18 protein-coding genes are annotated in these 24,757 nt (G+C 70.2%); 7 read left to right on the forward strand and 11 right to left on the reverse strand.

Annotated features, from left to right (window positions below; all coding sequences use genetic code 11):
• Positions 1-7: 7 nt before the first annotated feature.
• From VES41_RS08730 to VES41_RS08750, 5 genes are read left to right on the forward strand one after another with little or no spacing between them, the layout of a single operon-like run.
• Positions 8-1,102 carry an SURF1 family protein gene (locus VES41_RS08730; RefSeq protein ID WP_324815608.1) on the forward strand — a complete coding sequence of 365 codons (1,095 nt, stop codon included), beginning with the start codon at positions 8-10 and terminating at the stop codon, positions 1,100-1,102.
• Entirely contained in the window at positions 1,038-1,772 is a 735-nt protein-coding gene (locus tag VES41_RS08735; protein ID WP_414719071.1) for an SCO family protein, read from the forward strand. Before VES41_RS08730 ends, VES41_RS08735 begins: the two co-directional genes overlap by 65 nt.
• A gap of 13 nt (positions 1,773-1,785) precedes the next feature.
• On the forward strand, positions 1,786-3,006 hold the full coding sequence (locus tag VES41_RS08740) for a COX15/CtaA family protein (protein ID WP_324815613.1): 1,221 nt from the start codon (positions 1,786-1,788) through the stop codon (positions 3,004-3,006).
• On the forward strand, positions 3,003-3,911 hold the full coding sequence (gene cyoE, locus VES41_RS08745) for a heme o synthase (protein WP_324815616.1): 909 nt from the start codon (positions 3,003-3,005) through the stop codon (positions 3,909-3,911). Before VES41_RS08740 ends, cyoE begins: the two co-directional genes overlap by 4 nt.
• 15 nt (positions 3,912-3,926) lie before the next feature.
• Positions 3,927-4,556: an SCO family protein gene (locus VES41_RS08750; protein ID WP_324815619.1), complete on the forward strand. Its 630-nt coding sequence runs from the start codon at positions 3,927-3,929 to the stop codon at positions 4,554-4,556.
• A gap of 105 nt (positions 4,557-4,661) precedes the next feature.
• Here the strand turns inward: VES41_RS08750 and mdoH are convergent, their stop codons facing one another.
• From mdoH to VES41_RS08785, 7 genes are all read right to left on the reverse strand, one after another.
• Entirely contained in the window at positions 4,662-6,680 is a 2,019-nt protein-coding gene (gene mdoH, locus VES41_RS08755; RefSeq protein WP_324815622.1) for a glucans biosynthesis glucosyltransferase MdoH, read from the reverse strand.
• A gap of 16 nt (positions 6,681-6,696) precedes the next feature.
• Positions 6,697-6,903, reverse strand: coding sequence for a hypothetical protein (locus VES41_RS08760; RefSeq protein WP_324815624.1), 207 nt, complete (start codon positions 6,901-6,903; stop codon positions 6,697-6,699).
• 182 nt (positions 6,904-7,085) lie between these two features.
• Positions 7,086-8,513 carry a sigma 54-interacting transcriptional regulator gene (locus tag VES41_RS08765; protein WP_324815626.1) on the reverse strand — a complete coding sequence of 476 codons (1,428 nt, stop codon included), beginning with the start codon at positions 8,511-8,513 and terminating at the stop codon, positions 7,086-7,088.
• Complete coding sequence (locus tag VES41_RS08770) at positions 8,510-9,172, reverse strand: hypothetical protein (protein WP_324815628.1); 663 nt, start codon at positions 9,170-9,172, stop codon at positions 8,510-8,512. The genes VES41_RS08765 and VES41_RS08770 overlap by 4 nt, the downstream gene beginning before the upstream one ends.
• 48 nt (positions 9,173-9,220) lie before the next feature.
• Positions 9,221-10,636, reverse strand: a complete 1,416-nt coding sequence (locus tag VES41_RS08775; RefSeq protein WP_324815630.1) for a sensor histidine kinase — start codon at positions 10,634-10,636, stop codon at positions 9,221-9,223.
• The gene (miaB, locus tag VES41_RS08780; protein WP_324815632.1) at positions 10,636-11,991 is read right to left on the reverse strand and encodes a tRNA (N6-isopentenyl adenosine(37)-C2)-methylthiotransferase MiaB; all 1,356 of its coding nucleotides are present in this window, start codon (positions 11,989-11,991) and stop codon (positions 10,636-10,638) included. The genes VES41_RS08775 and miaB overlap by 1 nt, the downstream gene beginning before the upstream one ends.
• 96 nt (positions 11,992-12,087) lie before the next feature.
• Positions 12,088-12,561: a hypothetical protein gene (locus VES41_RS08785; RefSeq protein ID WP_324815635.1), complete on the reverse strand. Its 474-nt coding sequence runs from the start codon at positions 12,559-12,561 to the stop codon at positions 12,088-12,090.
• Positions 12,562-12,736: 175 nt separating this feature from the next.
• Here VES41_RS08785 and VES41_RS08790 point away from each other — a divergent pair, with 175 nt between their 5' ends.
• Positions 12,737-13,984, forward strand: a complete 1,248-nt coding sequence (locus VES41_RS08790; protein ID WP_324815637.1) for an efflux RND transporter periplasmic adaptor subunit — start codon at positions 12,737-12,739, stop codon at positions 13,982-13,984.
• Entirely contained in the window at positions 13,981-17,139 is a 3,159-nt protein-coding gene (locus VES41_RS08795; protein ID WP_324815640.1) for an efflux RND transporter permease subunit, read from the forward strand. The genes VES41_RS08790 and VES41_RS08795 overlap by 4 nt, the downstream gene beginning before the upstream one ends.
• 21 nt (positions 17,140-17,160) lie before the next feature.
• Here the strand turns inward: VES41_RS08795 and VES41_RS08800 are convergent, their stop codons facing one another.
• Genes VES41_RS08800 through VES41_RS08815 form a run of 4 tightly spaced genes read right to left on the reverse strand, consistent with a single transcriptional unit; the run spans position 17,161 to position 24,752 of the window.
• Positions 17,161-18,168 carry an alpha/beta fold hydrolase gene (locus tag VES41_RS08800; protein WP_324815643.1) on the reverse strand — a complete coding sequence of 336 codons (1,008 nt, stop codon included), beginning with the start codon at positions 18,166-18,168 and terminating at the stop codon, positions 17,161-17,163.
• Positions 18,158-18,982, reverse strand: a complete 825-nt coding sequence (locus VES41_RS08805; protein ID WP_324815646.1) for an alpha/beta fold hydrolase — start codon at positions 18,980-18,982, stop codon at positions 18,158-18,160. The genes VES41_RS08800 and VES41_RS08805 overlap by 11 nt, the downstream gene beginning before the upstream one ends.
• Positions 18,979-19,734: a 4'-phosphopantetheinyl transferase family protein gene (locus VES41_RS08810; RefSeq protein WP_324815649.1), complete on the reverse strand. Its 756-nt coding sequence runs from the start codon at positions 19,732-19,734 to the stop codon at positions 18,979-18,981. Before VES41_RS08810 ends, VES41_RS08805 begins: the two co-directional genes overlap by 4 nt.
• A 2-nt stretch (positions 19,735-19,736) precedes the next feature.
• The gene (locus VES41_RS08815) at positions 19,737-24,752 is read right to left on the reverse strand and encodes a non-ribosomal peptide synthetase (protein WP_324815652.1); all 5,016 of its coding nucleotides are present in this window, start codon (positions 24,750-24,752) and stop codon (positions 19,737-19,739) included.
• Between the last annotated feature and the right edge of the window lie 5 nt (positions 24,753-24,757).

The raw sequence follows: 24,757 nt of genomic DNA on the forward strand, positions 1-24,757 counted from the left end.
TCTGCCTGTGAGCCCTGGCCACTCGACGCGAACGCATGCCGCGCTGTCGCCCGCATCGTCCTCCGCACCCCGCCGCGCCCTGCGCTGGCTGATCGCCCTGGTCGCCCTTGCCCTGATCGCCACCGGAATCGCCCTGGGGCGCTGGCAACTGTCCCGCGCCTCCCAGAAAGAGGCGATGCAGGCACAGATCGAAGCTCAGGGCAAGTTGCCGCCGCTGTCGCAGGAGGAGTTCCTGGCGATGGACAAGCCACTCGCCTCGGAGCACCGGCGCGTGCACCTGCGCGGGTTGTGGCTGGGCGCGCAGACCGTCTACCTGGACAACCGGCAGATGCACGGCGTGCCGGGGTTCTACGTGCTCACGCCCTTCGCCCTCGAGGGGACCGAGCAGACGCTGATGATCCAGCGCGGCTGGATCCAGCGCAATTTCGAGGACCGCGCCAAGCTGCAGCCGGTCCAGACGCCGCCGGGCATCGTCGAGATCGACGCCGTCATCGCCGCGCCGCCCGCGCACCTGCTTGATCTGGGCGAGCCGGCGGCTTCGGCGCCCGCGGCCACAACTGCGCCCCCCGCCGATGGCGCGCCGCCGCCTCAGGCCTCCACGACGACGACCACCGTCACCACCGATCCGGAGTCGCAGCGCACGCTGTCCGACACGCCGGTGGCGCCGCGCCTGCATTCGCTGCCGGTGCAGCCGCAGGCCGCGTCCGAGGCGCCGGCCACGAGCGAGGCAACGACCCAGGTGCCGTCGCCGGCGCTGCAGCAAAAGGCGGCCCAGGACAAGGCCACGCCGGCGCAACCCCTGGCACCCGAGGCACGGGCGGCCGCGCCGGGCCGCACCGCCATCCGGCAGAATCTCGACCTGGCCGCCTTCCGCGGCGAAACCGGCCTGCCGCTGCGCACCGAACTGAGCCTGCAGCAGGTCGGCGCCGCGTCGGAAGGCCTGCAGCGCGACTGGCCGGCGCCGGCACTGGGTGTCGAGCGGCACTATGGCTACGCATTCCAATGGTTCAGCCTGTCGGCGGTGGTCGCCATCCTGTATGTCTGGTTCCAAATCATCGTCCCCTTCCGCCGCCGCCGCCGCGCGTCCAGGTTCCATGACTGACGAACCGCTCGGCCTGACGGTGCATTCGATGCCATCGCCGCAGCAGACGCTGGCGGTGGCCGAGCAGGGGCGACGCACCCGCCTGGGCCGGGCGAAGATGCTGCTGGTGATGCTCGTGTGCGCCGCGCCCGTGCTCGCCTCGTACTTCACCTATTACGTCGTGCGGCCCGAGGGCCGCAGCGTCTACGGCGAACTGATCGACCCGCAGCGCCCCCTGCCGGCCATCGACGCTGTCGCCCCCGACGGCACCAGCGTGGCGCTGGCTTCCCTGAAGGGCCAGTGGCTGCTGGTGGTGGTCGGCGGCGCGGCCTGCGACGCCGGATGCGAACAGGCGCTGTACCTGCAGCGCCAGCTGCGCGAGACGCTGGGCCGCGAGAAGGACCGGCTCGACCGCGTCTGGCTGATCTCCGACGCGCAGCCGCTGCCCGAGCGGCTCCGCCCCGGCCTGCAAGGCGCCACCGTGCTGCGCGTGCCGCAGGCGCAGCTGGCGGCCTGGTTGCAGCCGGCTGCCGGCCACGAGCTGTCCGAGCACATGTACCTGGTCGACCCGATGGGCAACTGGATGATGCGCTTTCCGCCGAACATGGACGCCGCCGGCGCGGCCCGTGCCAAGCGCGACATCGAGCGCGTGCTGCGCGCCTCCTCGTCCTGGGACGAGCCCGGACGTTGAAGGAGCCGACGCGATGAACGACGTGCCGCTCTACGACCTCGCGCCGGTCGCCTGGCTCTTGGGCGTTGGCGTGCTGCTCGCGCTGGGGCCGCTGCTGTACCTGTGGCGTCGCCATGCCGGCGCCGGGCCCGGCCGCAGGCTGCGGGCGCTGACGGTGCTGACGCTGTTCCTGACCTTCGACCTGACCCTGTTCGGCGCCTTCACCCGGCTGAGCGACTCCGGCCTGGGCTGCCCCGACTGGCCCGGCTGCTACGGCAACGCCAGCCCGCTGGGCGCGCGCCACGAGATCGCCATGGCGCAGGCCACGCAGCCCACGGGGCCGGTCACCCATTCCAAGGCCTGGGTCGAGATGGTCCACCGCTACCTGGCGACCACCGTCGGCTTCCTGATCCTGGTGCTGGCGGTGGCCACCTGGGTGGCCCGGCGCCGCGAGCGGGCGGCGCCGCAACCCGCCGAACGCGGCCTGGGCTCTCTCAGCGCCTGGTGGCCCGCTGCGACGCTGGTGTGGGTCTGCCTGCAAGGCGCCTTCGGCGCACTCACGGTCACCTGGCGTCTGTACCCGGCCATCGTCACCCTGCACCTGCTGGGCGCCGTGGTGCTGCTGGCCCTGTTGTGCATCCAGGCCGTCCGCTACAGCCAGGCGGCCGAGCTGCGGGCGCCGCTGCCGCTGTCGGGCGGCTTGCGCGGGCTCCTTTGGTGGACCGCCGGGGCACTGCTGCTGCAGATCGCACTCGGCGGCTGGGTCAGCACCAACTACGCGGTGCTGGCCTGCACCCAGTTCCCGGTCTGCCAGGACAGCTGGTGGCCGCCCATGAACTTCGCCCAGGGCTTCCAGATCTGGCGCGAACTGGGCACCGACGCCAGCGGCGTGCCCATCGAGTTCGCCGCGCTCACCGCCATCCACTACGTGCACCGGCTGACGGCCTACGTGGTGTTCGCGTTGATCGGCTGGCTGGCCTGGCGACTGCATCGCGACGCACCCGGGCTGCGCGCCCAGTCCCGCTGGCTGGCCGCGCTGGCGCTGCTGCAACTGGCCACCGGCCTGGGCAACGTGCTGCTCGGCTGGCCGCTGGTGGCCGCGCTGCTGCACACCGGCGGCGCAGCCGCGCTCGCCGTGGTGCTGACCTGGACGCTGTGCGAAAGCCGGCGCGCCCGGGCTGCCGACCGGGCCACGCAGCCCGGCGCTGCCGGGCGGGCCACGCCATCGGTACGCAGTGCGGAGGCCGCCAGATGAGCACGCCGCTGTCCGCGCACTCCCGGCCGCACGCCGACCTGCTGCGCCAGTACTACGCGCTGACCAAGCCGCGCGTGGTGCAGCTCATCGTGTTCTGCGCGTTCATCGGCATGGTGCTTGCCGTGCCCGGTGTGCCCGGGTGGGCCGACGTGCGCGTCGCCGCGCTCGCGAGCGCCGGCATCTGGCTCGTCGCCGCGGCCGCGGCCGCCTTCAACTGCCTGGTCGAGAAGCGCATCGACGCCAAGATGAAGCGCACCGCCTGGCGGCCCACCGCGCGCGGGGAGCTGAGCGACCGGCAGGCGCTCGTGTTCTCCATGGCGCTGTGCCTGGCCGGCTCGGCGCTGCTGTGGTTCGCGGTCAATCCGCTCACCATGTGGCTGACCTTCGCCACGTTCGTGGGCTACGCCGTCATCTACACGGTCGTGCTCAAGCCGCTGACGCCACAGAACATCGTGATCGGCGGCGCGTCCGGCGCCATGCCGCCGGTGCTCGGCTGGGCGGCCATGCGCGGCGACGTCGGGCCCGAGGCGCTGATTCTCTTCCTCATCATCTTCCTCTGGACGCCGCCGCACTTCTGGGCGCTGGCGCTGTACCGCGTGGAGGACTACCGCAAGGCCGGCCTGCCGATGCTGCCGGTCACGCACGGCAACGAGTTCACCCGGCTGCAGGTGCTGCTCTACACCTTCATCCTGTTCGCCGCCTGCCTCATGCCGTTCATCTACGGCATGAGCGGCTGGCTCTACCTGGCGGTGGCGGTGGCCGTGAGCCTGGGCTTCTCGGGCTACGCCTTCGCACTGTGGCGGAACTACTCCGATGCGTTGGCGCGCAAGACCTTCCGCTTCTCGCTGATCCACCTGAGCGTGCTGTTCGCTGCGCTGCTGGTGGACCACTACCTCGTGTACTGACGATCGAACGACAAGATGCTTTCTGCTGTCACATCCCTCGAAAAGCGTGCCCTGCTCAAGGTGCTCGCGGCCGCCGCGGCCGTGCCGGCCCTGGGCGCGCTGGCCGCCTGCACGGACGGCGGCGACAAGAAAAGCTTCCACGCGGTGGACATCACCGGCGCCGAGTACGCGCGCGATTTCTCGCTCAAGGACGCCGACGGCAGGCAGCGCCAGCTGTCCGACTTCAAGGGCAAGGTGGTCGTGCTGTTCTTCGGCTACGCGCAATGCCCCGACGTGTGCCCCACGACCATGGTCGAGATGGCGCGGGTCAAGAAGGAACTGGGCGCGGACGGCGACAAGCTGCAGGTGGTGTTCGTCACCGTCGATCCCGAGCGCGACACGCCCGAGGTGATGAAGGCCTACATGGCGGCCTTCGACCCCACCTTCGTCGCCCTGATTCCCACGCCGGAGCAGTTGGTCGCCGCGGCGAAGGACTTCAAGGTCTACTACAAGAAGGTCGACGGCAAGACGCCCACCAGCTACTCGATGGACCATTCGGCGGCGCAATACGTGTACGACCCACAAGGCCGCCTGCGCCTGTACGTGCGCTACGGCAGCCCGGTGCCCGACATCGTGGCCGACGTGAGGACGCTGCTGGCGGCCTGAGCGCTAGCGCGGCTCCTGTTGGCTGCGGCCGCCGGGGCAGTCACCAAAAGAAAAGCCGTCCGCGATTGCGGACGGCTTTTTTCATGAAGGGGCCGGTCGGGCGGCTCAGGCGGCGGTCAGTGCCGCCGGGCGCGACAGCCGCAGCGCGTGGCGCCAGGCGCGGCGCAGCACCGCCGGGGAACGCGCTTCCTCGGGAATCAGCAGGAAGCCGTTCTCGCGCAGGGTGGTACCCAGTTCGATCTGGCTGCTCAGCACCGTCAGCGGGATCGCCATCAGCAGGGGCAGCGCGACGGGCATCAGCCAGATCAGGGCAGCCGAGTCGACCAGCGCCACGCCGATGGCGGCCAGCGCGACAGCGCTGCTCATCGGGGCCAGCGCCGCGGTGGCATCGCGCCAGCCGACAGCAGCGGCTTCCCGCGGAGGCGACTTCCATTCCAGCTTGATGCCGGTCACGGCCACCAGCACGAACACCGAGTGCGCCAGCATCCGCACGGGCGCCTGCACGATCGCCAGGACGCTTTCCATGGCCGAGCTCTTGAGCAGGCCGCCGACGCCGCCATAGTGGCGCTGCTCGCCGCGCATCAGCACGGCCACCACGCCCAGCACGCGGGGCAGGAACAGCAGGCACAGCGTCCACAGCCACAGGCCGACCAGTTCCATCGGAAGGACGTCGTTCCACAGCGAGAACAGGCTCGAGCCCGACAGCCACAGGGCGGTGCCCAGGGTCATGAAAGCCAGCCAAAGCGGGGCCGAGACATAGGCCATCGTGCCGGTGACGAACATGGCGCGGTGCACCGGGTGGATGCCCGGCTCGGCCATCAGGCGGGCGTTCTGCAGGTTGCCCTGGCACCAGCGGCGGTCGCGTTGCAGCTCGGCCAGCAGGTCCGGCGGTTGCTGCTCGTAGCTGCCGACCAGGTCGGCCACCAGCCACACGTGATAGCCGGCGCGGCGCATCAGCGCAGCCTCGACGAAGTCGTGCGACATGATGCCGCCGGACATGCCGCCCGTGCCCTTGATGGGCGCAAGCGCGCAGTGCTTCATGAACGGCTCGACGCGGATGATGGCGTTGTGGCCCCAGTAGTGGGACTCGCCCAGCTGCCAGAACTGCATGCCCAGCGTGAACAGGCGGCCGGTGACGCGCGAGGCGAACTGCTGCGCACGGGCGTGCAGGGTCACGTGGCCGATGGCCTGCGTGGCGGTCTGGATGATGCCGGCGGTCGGGTTGGCTTCCATCAGCTTGACCATGGAGGTCAGGCAGTCGCCGCTCATCACGCTGTCGGCGTCCAGCACCACCATGTAGCGGTAGTCCTTGCCCCAGCGGCGGCAGAAGTCGGCGACGTTGCCGGCCTTGCGGTGCGTGCGGCGGGTGCGCAGGCGGTAGTACACCTCGACCTGCGGCTGCTGGCCGTTTTCGGCCAGGGCGGCACGCAGCCCTTCCCAGGCGGCCCGCTCGGCGGCGGCCACTTCGGGCTTGTTGGTGTCGGACAGAACGAACACGTCGAACTGCGCGGCATGGCCGGTGCCGGCCACCGATTCGCACGTGGCGCGCAGCCCGGCAAACACCGTGGCCACGTCCTCGTTGCAGATCGGCATGATGATCGCGGTGCGGGCGTCGCGGTTCATCGGATGGTGGGCCACCTGCCTGGCAGACAGGGCGTGCTTGTCGCCACGCACGGACACATAGAAGCCCATCAGCGCGGTGACGAAGCCCGACACCACCCAGCCGGACAGCACGGCGTACAGACCGATCTGGCCGTATTCGAGCCAGGCGCTGTCGTACTCGGGCTGGATGCCGGCGAACAGCCAGGCGGCCAGGCCGGTGCTCAGCAGCGTCAGCAGCATGAAGGTCATGCGGCGCTGGCGCGCGGCGCGCTGCCACGGCTGCTGGGGGCCGGCCGGCACGCCGGGGTCGGCGCGGCGGCTGGTCATGCCCAGGCGCGCCATCAGACCGGCTCCGATGCTGTTCCAGAAACCGCGCCAGGGTTGCGGCGCCATCGAGCCGCGATGGACGGGCGGGGCCGTGACGGAATTGGGGTGGCGTTCCTCACGCAGCGCGGGGCGAGTGGACACGGCAATGTCTTGTTCGCCCAGCACACGAAGCTGGGAAAAGTCGTTTGGCTTCATGATGTGTCGGGGCCCCTTAGAAGGCTTGTTTGTCGCGTACCGGCGTGTCGCCGATCGCAGGAAATCGCTTGAACACGCTGTCAGCCGCCATCCCATGGTCGGCCGGCGCGCCATGGCCCGTCGGCGCCGCGGGGCGCAGGCGCGAGGGCGAAACATGCTTGTGGCGCAGGCCCTGCAGCGGCGAGCGCAGCAGGGTGGCGGAGGGACTGAAAGTAGTCGTCATGGCTGGTATAGGGCAATCCCCATGCCAGCGCAGAAAAGTACTTTCAAATCAATGGCTTAGTGCCATTTTTCGGGTCGGCAACGGGGCCGGAAGCCCGCTTTTCCCGCCGAACCCACGATTTTTGTCGCCGAGCCACGACAAGGTGGCGGGCAATAGGATCGATTTCCTTTTAAATCAACAACTTAGCCATGTCGCTCATCGGCGACGGGATCGCCGAAGGCCGCGGGACCGTCGGATTTGAACGTGCCCGGCGTGAGTTCGTGCTTCTGCAGCAGGCGATAGAACTCGGTGCGATTGCGGTCCGCCAGGCGAGCCGCGTCCGCCACGTTGCCGTCGGTCAGCTTGAGCAGGCCCACGAGGTAGTCGCGCTCGAAGCGCTGCTTGGCCTGGGCATAGGTCTGCACCTCGACCGTCGGCACGCGCAGCGCGCGCTGCACCAGCGCCAGCGGAATCAACGGCGAGGTGGACAGGGCGCACACCTGCTCGACCACGTTGAACAGTTGCCGCACATTGCCCGGCCAGGGCGCCGTCGCCAGGGCCTTGAGCGCCTCCGGCGCGAAGCCCGACAGGCGCTTGCCGTACTTGCCGGCCAGGCGCTGCAGGAAGTGGTTGGCCAGCAGCGGGATGTCCTCGCGCCGGTCGGACAGCGGCGGCAGGTGCAGCGTCACGACGTTGAGACGGTAGTACAGGTCCTCGCGGAACTGCCCGGCCTCCATGGCGGCGTCGAGGTCGCGGTGGGTCGCGGAGATGATCCGCACGTCGACCTGGATCGACTGGCTGCCGCCCACCGGGCGCACCGCATGCTCCTGCAGCACCCGCAGCAGCTTGACCTGCAGCGCCGGCGGCATGTCGCCGATCTCGTCGAGCAGCAGGGTGCCGCCGTCGGCCTGCTGGAACAGGCCCTTGTGGTTGGCCACCGCGTCGGTGAAAGCGCCCTTCATGTGGCCGAACAGCTCGGATTCGAGCAGCGCCTCGGGAATGGCGCCGCAGTTGACGGCGACGAACGGCTTGGCGGCCCGTGCGCTGGCGCGGTGGATGGCCCGTGCCAGCAGTTCCTTGCCGGTGCCGCTGTCGCCGCGCAGCAGCACGCTGGCGTCGGACTTGGCCACCATGCGCGCCTCGGCCAGCATTTCGGCCATGCGGTTGCTGCGGCTGACGATCTCGGTGCGCCAGCGCTCGTCGGTCCCCTTCGCCGGCGCCGAGGCCGGCGCGCCCAAGGCGAGCGCCTGGGCGATCTTCTCGAGCAGCTCGCGCGCGTCGTACGGCTTGGTCAGGTAGGTGAAGACGCCGCGCGACGTGGCCTCCACCGCGTCCGGGATGGTGCCGTGCGCGGTCAGGAGGATCACCGGCAGCGTCGGGTGGTTCTTGCGGATCTCGTCGAACAGCTGCAGGCCGTCCCGGCCGGGCAGGCGGACGTCGCTGAGCACCAGCTGCGGATGCTCCACCTCAAGCTGGTTGAGCGCCGATTCGGCCGAGCTGACAGCCGTGACCTGGTAGCCGGCGCCGGTCAGGCGCAGCGACAGCAGGCGCAGCATGTCGGGGTCGTCGTCGACCACCAGCAGGCGCGCGCCGTGCTGGACAGCGGGCAGGGCGTCGTCGGGGGTGGTCATGGCTTGGCTCCGCCGTTCGCCGGCAGGGCCGGCACCGGCGCCGTGTGGCCCGGCCGGCTGAAGCTGCGCTCGATGGCGCGCAGTGCCTCCAGCCGCTCGCTGAGCTGGTCGATCCGGCGCTGGCTGTCGCGCGCCTGCTGGGCCTGCTTGTCGCGCTCGTCCTCGACACGGCGTTGCTCGCCGTAGCGCGCGGCCAGCAGGCGGGCCAGCGGCGCCAATGCCTGGCCTTCGGGCGTGGTGCTGCCGGAAACCCGCTGCATCAGCCCCTGGGCGCGGGCGAGGTCCGGCGGGTTGCGGGTCTGGGCCAGGGCCAGGGCCAGCTGCACCTGCGCCAGCGGCACTTCGCTCGGTCCGCCCAGACGGTTGATCTCGGACGTCAGCTCGGCCGGCGGCATGGCGCGCACCTTGTCGGCATAGGCCAGCGCGGCGGCGACCGGGCCCGAGGTGGCGGCGATGAAGTTGATGGCGGGTTGGGTGGCGGGCGCGGCCGGCTCGGCCTCGACCGGCACCACAGGCGTGGGCGCGGGCGCGGGCACGGGCGTACGGGCCGAGGCGTCGGGCGCCTGCGGCGCCTGGGGCGGCGTGCTGCAACCGGCCAGCATCAGCGCGGCGGACAGCGCCACGAACGACACGATGCTGCGAACGGACAGGAACGTCATGAATTCAGACGGGAAGGAATCGAAGGAGGGAAGGCGGGGTGGCGCGCATCAGGCCGAGCGCGGCAGCTCGATGCGGAAGTGCGCACCGGGGCCGTCGTCCAGCAGCACGACGCGGCCGCCATGAGCTGCAATGTACTCCTGCACGATGGAAAGGCCGATACCCGAGCCCTTCACGGCGTATTCGGGCTGGCGCTCGCCGCGGAAGAACGGCTCGAAGACGCGCTCGCGATCGGCCTGGGCGATGCCCGGACCGGCGTCGGAGATGTCCAGCCGCACCAGGCCCGGCGCGCTCGATACCGCGAAGCGGATGGTGCCGCCGCGTTCGGAGAACCGGATCGCGTTGGACAGCAGGTTGGCGATCGCCGTGCCGAGCTTGACCGGATCGGCCGACAGGCGCACGTCCTCGCCGTCGATGTTGACCGACAGCCCCTGCGCCTGCCATTGCAGCCGCTGCGCATGCACCTGCTCCTCGATCAGCGCCAGCAGGTCGACCCGCTCGCGCTTGAGCTGGCGCGCCTCGAAGGCGGCGGCGTTGAACCGCAGCAGCGCCTCGATCTGCGCCTGCAGCGAGACCGTGCTTTGCTGCAGGATGGTGGTCACCTCGCGCTGCGCCGGGTTGAGTGCGCCGGTCACGCCGTCTTCGAGCAGCGAAACGCCCTCGCGCAGCGCGGCCAACGGCGTCTTGAGCTCGTGCGAGACATGCCGCAGGAAGCGCGCCTTGTCGGCGTCCAGCTCGGTCAGGCGCAGGCGCAGCCATTCGAGCTGCTCGGACACGCGCCGCACGTCGGCCGGGCCCCTGATGTCGATCGGCTCGTCCAGCCGGTTTTCGCCCAGCCCGACGATGGCGCGCTCGAGCCGCTTGAACGGGCGCGCCAGCCACACGCCGAAGGCCAGTGCCAGGGCCAGCGCCAGGGCGCTGGCGGCCAGCACCTCGCGCATGAGCCGGATGCGGGCGCTCTCGATGCGCTCGGCCAGCGCCTTGTTCTGGGCCTCGATGAGGACCTGTGCCTGCTGCGCGATCTGGGTGTTCTGCGCATCCAGGTCGCGGAACTGCATGGCCATGCTGCTCTCGCGCGCCAACGCGGTTTCCTGCGGGCCGACCATCAGCGCCTCGATGGCGCCGCTCTGCTTGCGCCAGTCGTCGGCCGCTTCGGGCGCAAGGCCGTTGTCGACCAGGCGCTGCACCACGCCGTAGGCGTCGCGCGTGGCGTCCTCGAAGCGGCGGCGAAGCACCGCGTCGTTGAGCACCAGCGATTGCCGGCCGGCGCGCTCCATTGCGGCGCTGCGCTCGGCCAGCGACTGCGCCGCGCCCGACAGGCTCAGCGCGCTGGCCGCGGCGTCGCGGCTCTGGGTCATGAGCGCGTCGTACTGCAGCACCGAGCGCAGCGCGACGCCCACCAGCAGCGCAGTGATGAGCAGGAAGGCGAACAGCAGCAGCTGCCGGAAGGAGCCCAGGCGCAGCATCAGGCGGCTGCCGCCAGGGTTTCCGATTCGCGCGTGGGCACTTCGCCGCGCAAGGTGTGCGACATCGCCCGCGTGATGCGCAGGTCGACCAGCTGGCCGACCAGGCGCGCATCGCCCTTGAAGTTGACCACGCGGTTGCACTCGGTGCGGCCCATCAGTTCGGTGGCGTCCTTGCGCGAGGCGCCTTCGACCAGCACGCGCTGCAGCGTGTCGACGCGCGACTCGCTGATGCGACGCATGTTGTCGTCGATCGCCTTCTGCACCTGCTGCAGCCGGGCCAGCTTCACCGCGTGCGGCGTGTCGTCCGGCAGCTGCGCCGCCGGCGTGCCGGGACGGGGGCTGAAGATGAAGCTGAAGCTGGCGTCGAAGCCGACGTCGTCGATCAGCTTCATCAGCCTGCCGAAGTCTTCGTCGGTCTCGCCGGGAAAGCCGACGATGAAGTCGCTCGACAGCGCCAGATCGGGCCGGATGGCGCGCAGCTTGCGCACCGTGCTCTTGAACTCCATGGCGGTGTAGCCGCGCTTCATGGCCATCAGGATGCGGTCGCTGCCGTGCTGCACCGGCAGGTGCAGGTGATTCACCAGTTGCGGCACCTTCGCGTAGGCCTCGATCAGGCGCGGAGTGAATTCGTTCGGGTGGCTGGTGGTAAAGCGGATGCGCTCGATGCCGGGGATCTCGGCCACGTACTCGACCAGCAGCGCGAAGTCGGCGATCTCGGCGGTGCCGCCCATTGCGCCGCGGTAGGCATTGACGTTCTGGCCGAGCAGCGTCACTTCGCGCACGCCCTGAGCGGCCAGGCCCGCCACCTCGATCAGCACGTCGTCCAGCGGCCGGCTCACTTCCTCGCCGCGGGTGTAGGGCACCACGCAATAGCTGCAGTACTTGGAGCAGCCCTCCATGATCGAGACGAAGGCGGTGGCGCCTTCCACCCGGGCCGGCGGCAGGTGGTCGAACTTCTCGATCTCGGGGAAGCTGATGTCCACCTGCGGCAGCCGCTCGCGCCGGCGCGCCTCCAGCATCTCGGGCAGGCGGTGCAGCGTCTGCGGGCCGAACACCACGTCCACGTACGGCGCGCGCGCGATGATGGCCTCGCCCTCCTGGCTGGCCACGCAGCCGCCCACGCCGATGAGCGCGCCGCGCTCCTTGAGGTGGCGCACCCGGCCGAGATCGGAGAAGACCTTCTCCTGCGCCTTCTCGCGTACCGAGCAGGTGTTGAACAGGATCAGGTCGGCCTCTTCCACGTCCTGCGTGGGCTCATAGCCCTGGGCGGCGCCCAGCACGTCCGCCATCTTGTCCGAGTCGTACTCGTTCATCTGGCAGCCGAAGGTTTTGATGAAGACTTTCTTGGTGGTCATGGGGCCGTTTTCGTTTCAATGGGGCGTCGCACGGGCGATGCGGCCGCGCCGCTGGCGCGGGCGGTGACGCCGCGCGTCGGCCGTGCGCTGCCGGGGTCAGCGGCCTGGTACGCCGTAGCCCGGCAGCTGGTTGTACGGCGTCGTGCCGTTGTCCACCGGCGCCGCGTTCGAGGCAAAAGGCCAGAAGTTGAAGAAGGGCTTGTCGACGCCGGCGCGATCGGTCTTCGCTTCCTCGGGCGTCAGCAGCCAGATGTCGCGTACGCCGCCGGCGGCGTCGCGGGTGTAGTTCACGACGAAGCTCTGGCCCGCCAGCGCGGCCGGCGGCACCAGCATGCGCTGGGCGTTCTGGATGCGCGAGCCGGGCGACAGGCGCGTGGCCTGCCCGTCGAGCTCGATCATGGGCGGCGCCAGGAACTCGACCTCGCCGCGCAGCGTGCCGGGCGGGAAAGTGCGGCCGCCGACGGCGGCTTCGTTCTGGGTCTGGACCGGCAGCTCCTGGGCGAACGCCGCGGGGGCGGCGGCCAGCAACAGCGCGGCGGAAGCAAGACAATGCGCAAGGCAGCGGTTCATGGGGTATATCCAGAGGCTGAGGGCGAGATTGTAAGGAGCCCGCGCACGCCCGGCCGGCCCGTGCCTTTACTTATCTTTACGGCCATGGCGACGGGAACCGCGCTCAGTGGGCGGCAATCGTTGCAATCATTAACACTATCGTCCCGGCTTGGTTCGCGCTGTTGTATTTCGTCCCATGAAGAAGAAAGTCATCCTGCCCCTGGTGGCCGTCGCCGCGTTCGGCTGTGCCACCTGGTGGTGGGTCGTTGCCCGCCCGGCCGCGACGCCCGCTGCCTCGTCGGCAGTCCCTCAGACGGGCGCCCCCGCCCTGGTGACGCTGGCGCGCGCCGTGCGCCAGGACGTGCCGGTGACGGTGCAGGTCAATGGCAGCGTCGTGTCGCTCAACAGCGTGGAACTGCGCCCGCAGATCACCAACACCGTGCGCGAAGTGCACGTCAAGGAAGGCCAGTTCGTCAAGCAAGGACAGCTGCTGTTCACCCTGGACGAGCGGGCCGACCAGGCCAACCTGGCCAAGGCCAGGGCGCAACAGCTCAAGGACGAGGCCACGCTGGCCGACCTGGAGCGGCAATTCCGGCGCAGCCGCGAACTGCTGGCGCAGAACTTCATCTCCCGCAGCGCCACCGACGCGACCCAGTCGCAACTCGACGCGCAGCGGGCCACCGTGGCCGCCGACAAGGCCGCCGTGCAGGCCGCCCAGGTGGCGTTGAGCTTCTCGACCCTGCGCGCGCCCATTGCCGGACGCATCGGCGCGGTCAACATCTACCCCGGCAGCCTGGTCCAGCCGACGACCACGCTGCTGACGATCACCCAGCTCGACCCGATCGCGGTCAGCTTCCCGGTGCCCGAGGCGCGCCTGCAGGACCTGCTGGAGGCCGCGCGGCGCCGGGCGCCGGTCGACGCGGTGGTGCCGGGGCGCGCGCCCGTGCGCGGGGTGCTGGACTTCGTCGACAACGCGGTCGACCCGCAGATCGGCACGGTCCGCGCCAAGGCGGTGTTCGACAACGCCGGCCAGAACCTCTGGCCCGGCCAGTTCGTCGAGACGCGGGTCACCGTCAGCACCTTCGTGGGCGCGACCGTGGTGCCGGCCGCGGCGGTGATGCAGCTGGCCGATGGCCTGACCGTCTACGTCGTGGATGCTTCGGGCACCGCCAGCCCGCGCAAGGTGCAGACGCTCCAGTCGATGGGCACGCAGGTGGCCGTGCGCGGGGTGGAGCCGGGCGAACAGGTGGTGGTCGAAGGCAAGCAGAACGTGCGCCCGAACGGCAAGGTGCGCGTCGATGCGGCCGCCGCCGCGCCGGCACCCGCCGCGGCGCCTGAAACGTCGCCGGCATCGCCGTCGCCGGCGGCCGCGCCGCGTGGCCCGAACGCGGCCTCGGCCGTGCCGTCGAGCGGGGCCGAAGCGCCGGTGCGGAGCCGGACATGAACATCTCCGAGCTGTGCATCCGCCGTCCCGCGATGACGGTGCTGCTGTCCTGCGCCGTGGTGCTGCTGGGCATCTACGCCTACCTGCGCATTCCGGTGGCGGCGCTGCCCAGCTACAACACGCCGGTCATCAACGTCTCGGCGCGGCTGGCAGGCGCCAGTCCGGACACCATGGCCTCGTCGGTGGCGCTGCCGCTGGAGAAGCAGTTCTCCACCATCCCGGGGCTGTCGACCATCAGCTCGGTCAACACGCAGGGCAACACGTCGATCACGCTGGAGTTCGACACCAACCGCGACATCGATGCGGCCGCGGTCGACGTGCAGGCGGCGCTGCTGCGCGCGCAGCGCCAGCTGCCCGCCGAGCTGACGGAGCTGCCGTCGTACCGCAAGGTGAACCCGGCCGATGCGCCGGTGCTGTTCATCGCGCTGATGTCGGAGTCGATGTCGCCGGCCGAGCTCAACGACTATGCCGAGAACCTGGTCGCCCCGACGCTGTCGACCATCGCCGGCGTGGCGCAGGTGCGTGTGTTCGGCCAGAAGCGCTTTGCCGTGCGCGTGAAGGTCGACACCGACCGCCTGAATGCGCGCAACATCACGCTCGACGAACTCGCCGCGGCGGTGCGCTCGGCCAACGCCAACACGCCCGTGGGCGTGCTCGACGGGCCCCGCCAGACGTTGACGATCCAGGCCAACGAGCAGCTGCTGCGCGCCGAGGATTTCCGCCGGCTCATCGTGGCCCAGCGCAACGGCGCGCCGGTGCGGCTGGACGAGGTCGCCACCATCGAGGACAGCTACGAGTCGATCAAGACCGGCAGCAGCTTCAACGGCCGGGCCTCGATCTCGCTGGCGGTGGACCGCCAGCCCGACGCCAACACCGTGCAGGTGGTGGATGCGGTGCGCAGCCTGGTGCCGCGCTTCCAGGCGCAACTGCCGTCGTCGGTCGAGATCCGGGTGGTCAACGACCGCTCGATCTCCATCCGCGAGGCGGTGCATGACGTGCAGCTCACGCTGCTGGGCACCATCGTGCTGGTGGTGCTGGTGATCTTCCTGTTCCTGCACCGGCTGGTGGCGACCCTGATCCCGGCCGCCACCATTCCGATCTCGCTCATCGGCGCGGTAGCCCTGCTCTGGGGCCTGGGCTACAGCCTGGACAACGTCTCGCTGCTGGGCATCACGCTTGCCGTCGGCCTGGTGGTGGACGACGCGATCGTGGTGCTCGAGAACATCATGCGCTACATCGAGAAGGGCATGGCCCCGATGGCGGCGGCGCTGCGCGGGGCGCGCGAGGTCGGCTTCACCATCATCTCCATCTCGGTGTCGCTGGTGGCGGTGTTCATCCCGGTGTTCTTCATGCCCGGCGTGATCGGGCTGCTGTTCCACGAATTCGCGGTGGTGGTGGCGCTGGCGGTGATGGTGTCGGCACTGGTGTCGCTCACGCTGGTGCCGATGCTCGCCGCGCGCATGCCCCGGGCGAAAGGCGCCACGCAGGCACCGGACGCGCACGCCGACCACGAGGAATCGCACCCCGAGCCGGGCACCGTCGTCGGCCGCGTCTTCGAGCGCGGCTACCGCGCGGTACATGGTCTGTACATGCGCACGCTCGACTGGACGCTCGAGCGCCGGCCGCTCATGCTCGCGCTTGCCGTGGGCACGTTCGCACTCACCGCCTGGCTGTTCTGGGTGATCCCCAAGGGCTTCTTTCCCGAGGACGACATCGGCCAGGTGTCGGTGGTGACCGAGGCGGCCGAGGACATTTCCTTCCCGGCCATGCAGGCGCTGCAGGATCGCGTGGCCGAGGTCCTGCGCAGCGACCCGAGCGTGGACTACGTCAACTCCTTCGTCGGCGTCGGCGGCTCGGCCACCACGCAGAATTCCGGCCGGCTTTTCCTGGTGCTCAAGGCGCGCGGCGAGCGCCCGGCCATGCCGCAGGTGATGGAGTCGCTGCGCAAGCGCGTGCGCGCGGTGCCCGGCATTGCGGTCTACATGCAGCCGGTGCAGAACCTGCGCCTTGGCGGGCGCGCCAGCAAGGCGCGCTTCCAGTACACGCTGCAGAGCGTGAACTCCGGCGCGCTGGGCGACTGGTCCGAAAAGCTGATGTCGCACATGCGCACGGACCCGATCTTCCGCGACGTGACCAGCGATTCGCAGAACAGCGGCCTGCAGGCTTCGCTCGAGATCGACCGCGACAAGGCCGGCGTGGTGGGCGTGGACATCGAGCAGATCCGCACCGCGCTCTACAACGCATTCGGCGACCGGCAGATCGGCAGCATCTACGGGGCCAGCAACACCTACCAGGTGATCCTCTCGGCGGCCGATGACGACCGCCAGTTCGAGTCCGACATGGCGCGCCTGTCGGTGCGCAACAAGGCCGGCCAGCTCGTGCCGCTGTCGGCCTTCGCCCACGTCAAGCGCACCGTCGGGCCGACCGCGGTGAACCACCAGGGGCAGCTGCAGGCGGTCACGGTGTCGTTCAACCTGGCGCCGGGGGCGCCGCTGGGCGACGCCACCGCGGCGATCGACCGCTATACGCACGAGATCAAGCTGCCGCAGTCGATCATCACCAGCTACGGCGGCGACGCGGCGGTGTTCAAGAGCTCGCAGGGCAGCCAGGCGGCGCTGCTGGTGATCGCGGTGCTGGTGATCTACGTGCTGCTGGGCGTGCTCTACGAGAGCTACATCCACCCCATCACCATCCTGGCCGGCCTGCCGTCGGCGGTGGTGGGCGCGCTGCTGGCGTTGGTGCTGTTCAAGCTCGACCTGACCCTGATCGCCACCATCGGCATTCTTCTGCTGATCGGCATCGTCAAGAAGAACGCCATCATGCTGATCGACTTCGCGCTGGAGGCCCAGCGCGCCGAGGGCATGGCGCCGGTACAGGCCATCCGCGAGGCCTGCCGCCTGCGTTTCCGCCCGATCCTGATGACGACCCTCGCCGCGATGACCGGCGCCTTGCCGATCGCGCTGGGCCTCGGCGCCGGCGCAGAGCTGCGCCAGCCGCTGGGCATTGCGGTGGTCGGCGGGCTGATCTTCTCGCAGGTGGTGACGCTCTACATCACCCCGGCGATCTACCTGGCGCTGGACCGGTACAGCGGGAGCGGGCCGCTGCGCGACCTGCCCGAGACCGAGGCTGCGGCGGCGGTGCGCTCCGCCGCCTGAGGCACCCCGCGGGGCGCGCGGTCAGGCACCGTGCGAAGCCAGCCGCTGCTCCAGCGGGGCCAATGCCGGGGCGGCCGGCCTGGGGGTGTCCGCCAGCGGGCTCGGCGCCGCTTCCGGCGCGGGTTGCGCCGCATTCACGCGCGCGGCCCACGCGCCGGCGGCGTCGAGCAGGCGCCGCTGCGCGCTCAGGAGCGTCGCCGTGTGGTCCAGGTCCGCGAAGTGGTCGTAGCGTACGCGCGAGAGGAAGTCCTGCGGGCCCAGACCGCGCAGCAGGGCGCCGCCGCCGTCTGCCGATAGCAGCGAGGCCGTGTAGACCAGGTAGACGTCGACGCCGCGCGTGACCAGTTGCTTCATGTCGCGCGTGAATTCCTCGCCGGTGCGCTCGGCCGATGCCTCGGTGAGAAGGCCCGTTTCCTCTGTCGTGGTCGGCCCGACGCGGCCGAACAGGCGCGTGCGCAAGCGCTCGCGTGCCTGCCGGTCGCCCGGCGCCCGCAGCCAGCCCATCCAGTCGCTCCAGGCGCCGAAGCCACGCCGCACGGACGGGTTGAACGGAAACGCGGCCAGGATGCGCAGCTTGCGCACCATGCGCACCTGGCGCGTGAGAAAGATGTGGCCGTCGACCATCAGCAGTCCGACCACGCGCGGGTCGTTCACGGCCAGCGTCAGGCCGTTTGCCGCGCCCGAACAGATGCCCAGGACGATAAAGCGCGTCAGGCCGGTGCTCGCCTGCAACTGATCCAGGCCCGCCTGCATGTCCAGCAGCGACTGTTGCCGGAAGCCGTGGGGCTGCGCCGAGGCCCGGCTGTCCCCCACGCCGGAGAGATCGATGCGCAGGCTCGGGATTCCGGCCTGGGCGAGTTCGCGCGCGGCCTTGACGTTGATGCGGCGCGGTCCGATGCGGTGGTTGATGCCCACGTTGATCAGCAGGCAGCCGACGCGCGCCTGCACGGAGGGCTGCGCGGGCTCGCTGAGAATACCGATCAGGTTGCGCTCCGGCCCGAAGGAAAGGGTGTTTTCGTCAACGTTCATGGAGTTCGCCCACCATCTTCTGCAGCGCCTCGGCCGGAACCAGCTCGTTTTGCGCAAAGGGATTGGAGGTCCAGATCAGCTGATGCTCGAACGGCGACAACGCGATGCGCGCCTGCGGGTTCTGTGCCTTCGCGTGCTCGACCCATCTGGCCACCCGTGCGTCCCGTTCGCTGGCGATCACCCGCACGACGACCGCGTGCGGCAGCCGGCACGGCGAGTCGGGTTGGAGCTCCAGCAACTGGGCGCGCAACGTGCTGGAGATGGCAAAGCCCAGGCTTTCGCCGGAAAAGTACAAAGGGTCGCGGCTCACGCCCCGGCGCCAGGCCGGATCCGGAATGATGTGACCCGCCTCCAGTTCCTCCAGTTGCGCCTGGCCAAGTGACTCGAGGTAGTGGCGACCATCGACGACCGGGTCCCACGCCACCAGGCGCTGCATGCCGGCGCCGGCCTGCGGGGCGGCCATCATGGCCAGTCGAGCGCCCAGGCGGGCGCCGAAGCACACGACCCGGCGCGCGCCGCTGCGGCGCAGAAGCTCGCGCTGGGCTTCCAGGATGTCCTGCACCCAACCTTGCAGTTCGCCGTCCTCGTCGGTGCCGGGCGAGTCGCCGGTGCCGTAGTAGTCGAAGCGCAGCACCGCCACGCCTTGCCTGGACAACCGTTCGGCCAGCAGGCGGTAGAACCGGTGCGTGCGCATGGCTTCGTGGCCGAAGGGATTGCACAGCAGCGCGGCGCTGCCGTTGGCCGTGCGCTCGTCGGCGGGGTGGAACAGGCCGAACAGGCGGCGTGATAGCGGGCCGAATCGAATGGGCGTCATGGGGCGATGGCCGCGGCTGCGCGGCCGTGGGATTCATGGGCGGCAGGCGCTTCCTGCAGGCGGGCGAGCGCCGCGACGGCGCCTGTCGCCGGCAGTTCGAAGGAACGGACGTGCGCCTCGTGCCGGGGCGAGCCGTCTCGCCAGCGCGCGATGCGGCCTTCCTCCGACAGCCCCGTCGCGACGTGCGCGGACCCGGAGAAGCCGGTGGAAAGCGCCTTCAGGCACGCCTCCTTGCGTGTCCAGCCGATCAGGAACGCATGGCTGCGCTGAGGTTCCGCGAGACTGGCCAGCTGATCGCATTCCGCTGCCTCGAAAAGGTCGGCGGCGAGCGCCATCGCGTCGGGGATCGGGCGCAGCCATTCCACGTCGACGCCGACCGGCTCCCGCTGTTCGGTGAGCGACGTGGCATCCAGCGCGATCACGCCCACATCGAGGCTGTGGCTCAGGTTGAAGCGAAGTTGCGGCGCGTCGCTCAGGCCCGGCTTGCCATGCGGCCCGGCGACCAGTTTCACGGCTTCGGGCTTCTGGCCGAGGCACTGTCCGAGAACCCGGCGCAGCGCTGCTCGGGCGGCGACGAAGCGATGGCGGTCGCGCTCGAACACCAGCCGTGCCGCGCGCCCGAGCTCGGCCTCGTCCAGCACCGCACGGTCCGACGGCGAGACCGGCAGGTCCAGCGACAGCACCCACAGCTGGCAGCCCAGCATGTCCGGCAAGCGGCGCAGCCGTTCGTTCGACCGGATGTGCGCCGCCATGCTCACTTGCGGCCGCCCAGCGAGGAGAACATCCGGTCCATCAAGCCGCGCCTGGGTGGCGCTTCCTTGAGGGCGGCCACGGGCAGCGGCGCCGGGGGCTCGGCCAGGCTGGCGGCCAGCTGCGCCAGGCTTTCGAACACGTAGCGGCGCGCCTCGATGCGTTGGCCGAGCAACTGCTCGGTCTGCTGGATGGCGCGCATGGCCAGCAACGAATTCCCGCCCAGGTCGAAGAAGTTGTCCGTCGCCCGGATGTCGTCGTCGTCGATGCCCAGCAGGTTGGCCCAGATCTGCGCCAGCTGTGCCTGCTCGGGCGGCAGCAGGTCGATCGCCTTTCCTCGAACCTGGATCGGGGCCGGCGCGGCGTCCTGCGTTGCGGCCAGGCGGGCCAGCAGCCGCGCGGCGCCGGAGTTGCCCGGCTCGGCGAGTTCGGCCAGCGTGGCCTCGGGTCGCTCGATCACGCGCTCGAGCAACTCGAGGTAGCGCTCCCGGAAGGTTTCCCCCGTCTGGGCGTGGTAGATGTCGGCGTTGTAGGTGATGGCCCCTGCCAGGCCGTGCGCCTTTTCCATCAGCCACAGGCCCAGGTCGTCGGTGGCGCCGAGTTGCGGAACGTGCAGCTGTTCGTGCCGCAGCGCGCCGATGGACAGCGACCGCTCGCGCGCGTCCTGGTAGGAGAACAGCACCTGGTAGAAGGAGCCGCCGTGCATGCGCCGGGAGAACTCGGGCTCCGTGGCCAGGTACTCGAAAGGCGTCTGCTGTCGGTCCATCGAGGCCACCAGTTCGCGCTTGACGGCCTGCAGGTAGGCGCCAAGCGTCTGCGCGCCGCCGGTCTCCAATGGAAGAGGCATCAGGTTGTTGAAGAAGCCCATGACCGGCTCGAGCTCGGGCACGTCCCGTCCGCGCACCGGCGTCGCCACCACGATCGAGTCGGTGCCGATCACGCTGCCCATCATCAGCGCAAGCACGCCCAGGGTCAGCATGTTGAGCGTCACGTCGTGCCGGCGCGCCACTTCGTACAGGCGATCGGTGGTGCGGCGGTCGATGTTCAGGAAGCAGCTGCGTCCCTGGCCGGTCTGGCTGGCGCTGCGCGGCATGTCGGTGCGCGCCGGCGGCGACGGGGGCAACTGCGAGAAGCGTTCCTTCCAGTAGGCCAGTTGCGCCTGTGCCTCGGGCTGGGTGAGCCATTGCGCATACCAGGCGGCGTAGTCGCCATGGGTGATAGCGAGTTCGGGCAGGGGGCTGGGCTTGCCTTGCGCAAACGCGCTGTAGATCGCCGCCAACTCGCTCTGGAAGACGTCGAAGGACCAGCCGTCCCAGATCAGGTGGTGCGGCACGAAGCCCAGCACGTGCTCCTCGTCCTCCACCCGGTACAGCGCCATCCGCCACAAGGGCGCGTGGTGGATGTCCATCGGAGTGCCGGCCAGCACTTGCAGGCGTGCGTGCAGCGCGGCTTCACGCTCTGGCTGCGGCATGTCGCGCAAGTCTTCTACCGGGAGCGTGAAAGCGAGCCGGTCGAGCACCAGCGCGGCAGGCATTCCGGTTGTCTCGTCGGTGCCGATACGCGTGCGCAACGCGGGCTGCCTTCGCACCATCTCGCGCAGCGTGGCTTCCAGGGCCGGCAGGTCGAGCCGGCCGAACAGGCGGTGGCCCGAGGGCGCGTTGTAGAGCGGCCGACCGGGGTGCAGCTCCTCGATGAACCGGATGCGCTCCTGCATCGGCGTGAGCGGCGCGCTGCGCTGGTCGCCGCGGTGATCGATGGTCACGCGCGGGGCCTCTTGCCCCTGAGCGCGGCCCTGCTCGATGGCGAGCGTCAGGCGCTGCGCGGTCGGCGCCTGGAACAGCATGGCCAGCGGCAGCTTCGTATCCAGTGCGCGGCCCAGCGCGGCCATCAGGCGCGCCGCCAACAGGGAGTGTCCGCCCAGGGCGAAGAAGTCGTCGTCCATGCTCAGGCCGGGCAGGCTGAGAACCTGCTCCATGTGACCGAGCACCAGGCGCTCCAGGTCGCTGGCGGGTTCGATGCGTGCACGCGGGGCGGTGCCCAGCATGCCCTGCAGGTCCGGCGCGGGCAGCGCCTTGCGGTCCAGCTTGCCGCTGGCATTGAGCGGCAGCTTGGGCAGCAGCAGGATGGCGGCCGGCACCATGTAGTCGGGCAGCGATGCCCCCAGCGTCTTGCGCAGCGTTGCCGGCGAGAGCGTGGCCCCGGCCTTCGCACTGACGTAGCCGACCAGGCGCACGTCGCCGGGCACGTCCTCGCGCGCGATCACGGCGACTTCGCTCACGCCCTCGCAGGCCGCCAGGCGTGCCTCGATTTCGCCCAGCTCGATGCGAAAGCCACGGATCTTGACCTGGAAGTCGTTGCGGCCGAGGTATTCCAGGCTGCCATCGCCGAGGTACCGGCCCAGGTCGCCGGTCTTGTAGAGGCGGGCACCCGGCCTGCCGGAGAAGGGGTCCGGGATGAAGCGTTCGGCATTCAGCTCGGGACGGTTCAGGTAGCCACGGGCGACGCCGGCACCCCCGACGTACAGCTCGCCCACCACGCCGATCGGCACGGGCTGGCGGTGCGCATCGAGCACGTGAATCTGCAGGTCCGGGATGCGCTCGCCGATGGGGCTGGTGCCGATCTGGTCGGCATCCGACGCATTCAGCGGCCGGTAGGTCACGTGCACCGTGGTCTCGGTGATGCCGTACATGTTCACCAGGCGGGTATCCGCGTTGGCTGCGCGTTGGAACCAGGGCTTGAGCAAGGCCGGCTCCAGCTTCTCGCCGCCGAAGATGACGGTGCGCAGGCGGTGTCGGGCCGCCGGGTCGGCTTCGGCCTGCGCCGCCATCAGCTGGCGAAATGCGCTGGGCGTCTGGTTGAGCACGGTCACGCCCTGGTCGCACAGAAGCTGGTAGAAGGCCTGCGGATCGCGGGTGGTGAGCTGCGGCACGATCACCAGTTGCCCGCCGTACAGCAGGGCGCCCCAGATTTCCCACACCGAGAAGTCGAAGGCGAAGGAATGGAACAGCGTCCACGTGTCCCGCTCGTCGAACCCGTACCAGGGTTCGGTGGAACCGAACAGGCGGCTGACCTGGCGGTGCTCCACCAGCACGCCCTTGGGAACCCCGGTCGAGCCCGATGTGTAGATCACGTAGGCCAGGTGGGCGGGCGTCAGTCCCAGCGCCGCCGGATCGGGGTCGTGCGTCGGCTGGTCGGCCAGCAGGGCATCCTCGTCGAGCAGGATCACCGGCGCGGCTCCGGGCTCCAGGCGGGCGGCCAGATGCGACTGGGTCAGCAGCGCCGCCGGCGCGCTGTCGCGCAGCGCATGTGCCAGCCGTTCGGGCGGGTAGCTCGGGTCCAGCGGCACATAAGCGCCGCCGGCCTTGAGGATGCCCAGGATGCCGGCCAGCATCTCGACGCTGCGCTCGACGCAGATGGCCACGAGACTGTCGGGCCGCACGCCCAGGGCCAGCAGGCGATGCGCGATGCGATTGGCCTGCGCGTTGAGCGCGCCATAGCTCACCGTGCGCTCGCCCAGCCGCAGGGCCGTGGCGTCCGGCGAAGCGGCGGCCCGCCGCTCGAAGCAGACATGCAGCAGTTCCTCGCGGGTCGCCTGGGCCGCTGGGCGGTTGAACGTGGCCAGCAGGTCGAGTTCGTCGGCTGCGGGCGCGAAGGCCTGCGCGACGGTCAGCGAGGGGGTGGCGGCGAAGCGCGTCAGCGCGGTGCGAAACAGCGTCAGCCAGCGCCGCACGCTGGCCTCGTCGAACAGGCCGGTGTTGTACTGGCACTCCAGCCGCAGGCCCGCGGCGCTCGGGGTGCAGTTGAGGAAGAGCTCGAAGTTCTCGAAGTGCCGCGGGTTGGCGACGACCTCGACGTCCAGTTCCGGGAACGCGCCGGCCGGTACGGCTGCCTCCTGGTCGAGGTTGAACACCACGCTCACCAGCGTCGGCCGGCTCGGGTCGCGCGCCGGCTGCAGCTTCTTGAGGAGCGTGCCGTAGGTCAGGGTCTGGTGCTCGAATGCGTCGAGCAGGGTGCCGCTGGACTGCCTCACCAGCGCGTCCATGCCCACGCTGTCGTCAACGGCGATGCGGATGGGCAGCACGTTGACGCAATGGCCGACCAGGCCGGGCATGCTGGCCGCCGACTGTCCGGCGGCAGCCACACCGATCACCAGGTCGGCCTGCTGCGTGAGCCGCTGCATGGTGCCGGCGAAGGCGCCGAACAGCGTGGCGAAAAGGCTGGCGCCGGAGGCGGCGCCGAGCTTGCGCACCTGGCGCAGGAGGTCGCCCTCGATCGTCACGTCGACGCGGCGCGACTCGAAGCCGCGTACGGCGGGCCGGGGGCGATCGGTGGGCAGATCCAGCACCGGCGCACTGCCGCCGGCGAAGCGCTCGATCCAGTAGCGCGTGTGTTCCTGCATCTGCGCGCTGGCGGCCTCGGCGATTTCCCAGCGAACGTAGTCCTCGTAGCGCTCCGGCGTGGCGAGCGGGCCGTCGCCGCGCCCCAGGCTTTGCGCGTAGAACAGGCCGACGTCCTCGATGATCTGCCCCCAGGACCAGCCGTCGCAAACGATGTGATGCGCCGTCAGCAGCAACTCGTGCTGTTCGGGTCCGCATCGCAGCAGTTCGGCGCGCAGCAGCGGCCCCTGCTCGAGCTCGAACCGCGTTTCCACGGCGGCGGCGCGCGCGCGGGCCAGCGCTGCGTCGCGTGCATGCGCATCGAGCCCGCTGAGATCGTGCAGCATCAGTTCGTGCCGCGGCGGCTCGCCCACGAGCAGCTGCATGCCGTCGCCGGACAGCGTCGCATGCAGCGACTCGTGGCGCGCCACGGTCTGATCGAGCGCACTGCGCAGCGCGTCGACCGACAGCCGGCCACGCAGCACCAGGCTGACCGATTCGTTGTAGGCCAGCGAAGCCTTGGGCGACAGCCGGTCGGCCAGCCAGATTTCGCGCTGCGCCTCGGTGCTGTCGTAGACGCGCTCGATCGCGCCGGCGGCGAACGGGTCGAAGGCCAGGGACTGATCGTCAGTAAGGGTGTTCATGTCGT

The organism is Variovorax sp., from assembly GCF_035634955.1.
GTDB lineage: Bacteria > Pseudomonadota > Gammaproteobacteria > Burkholderiales > Burkholderiaceae_C > Variovorax.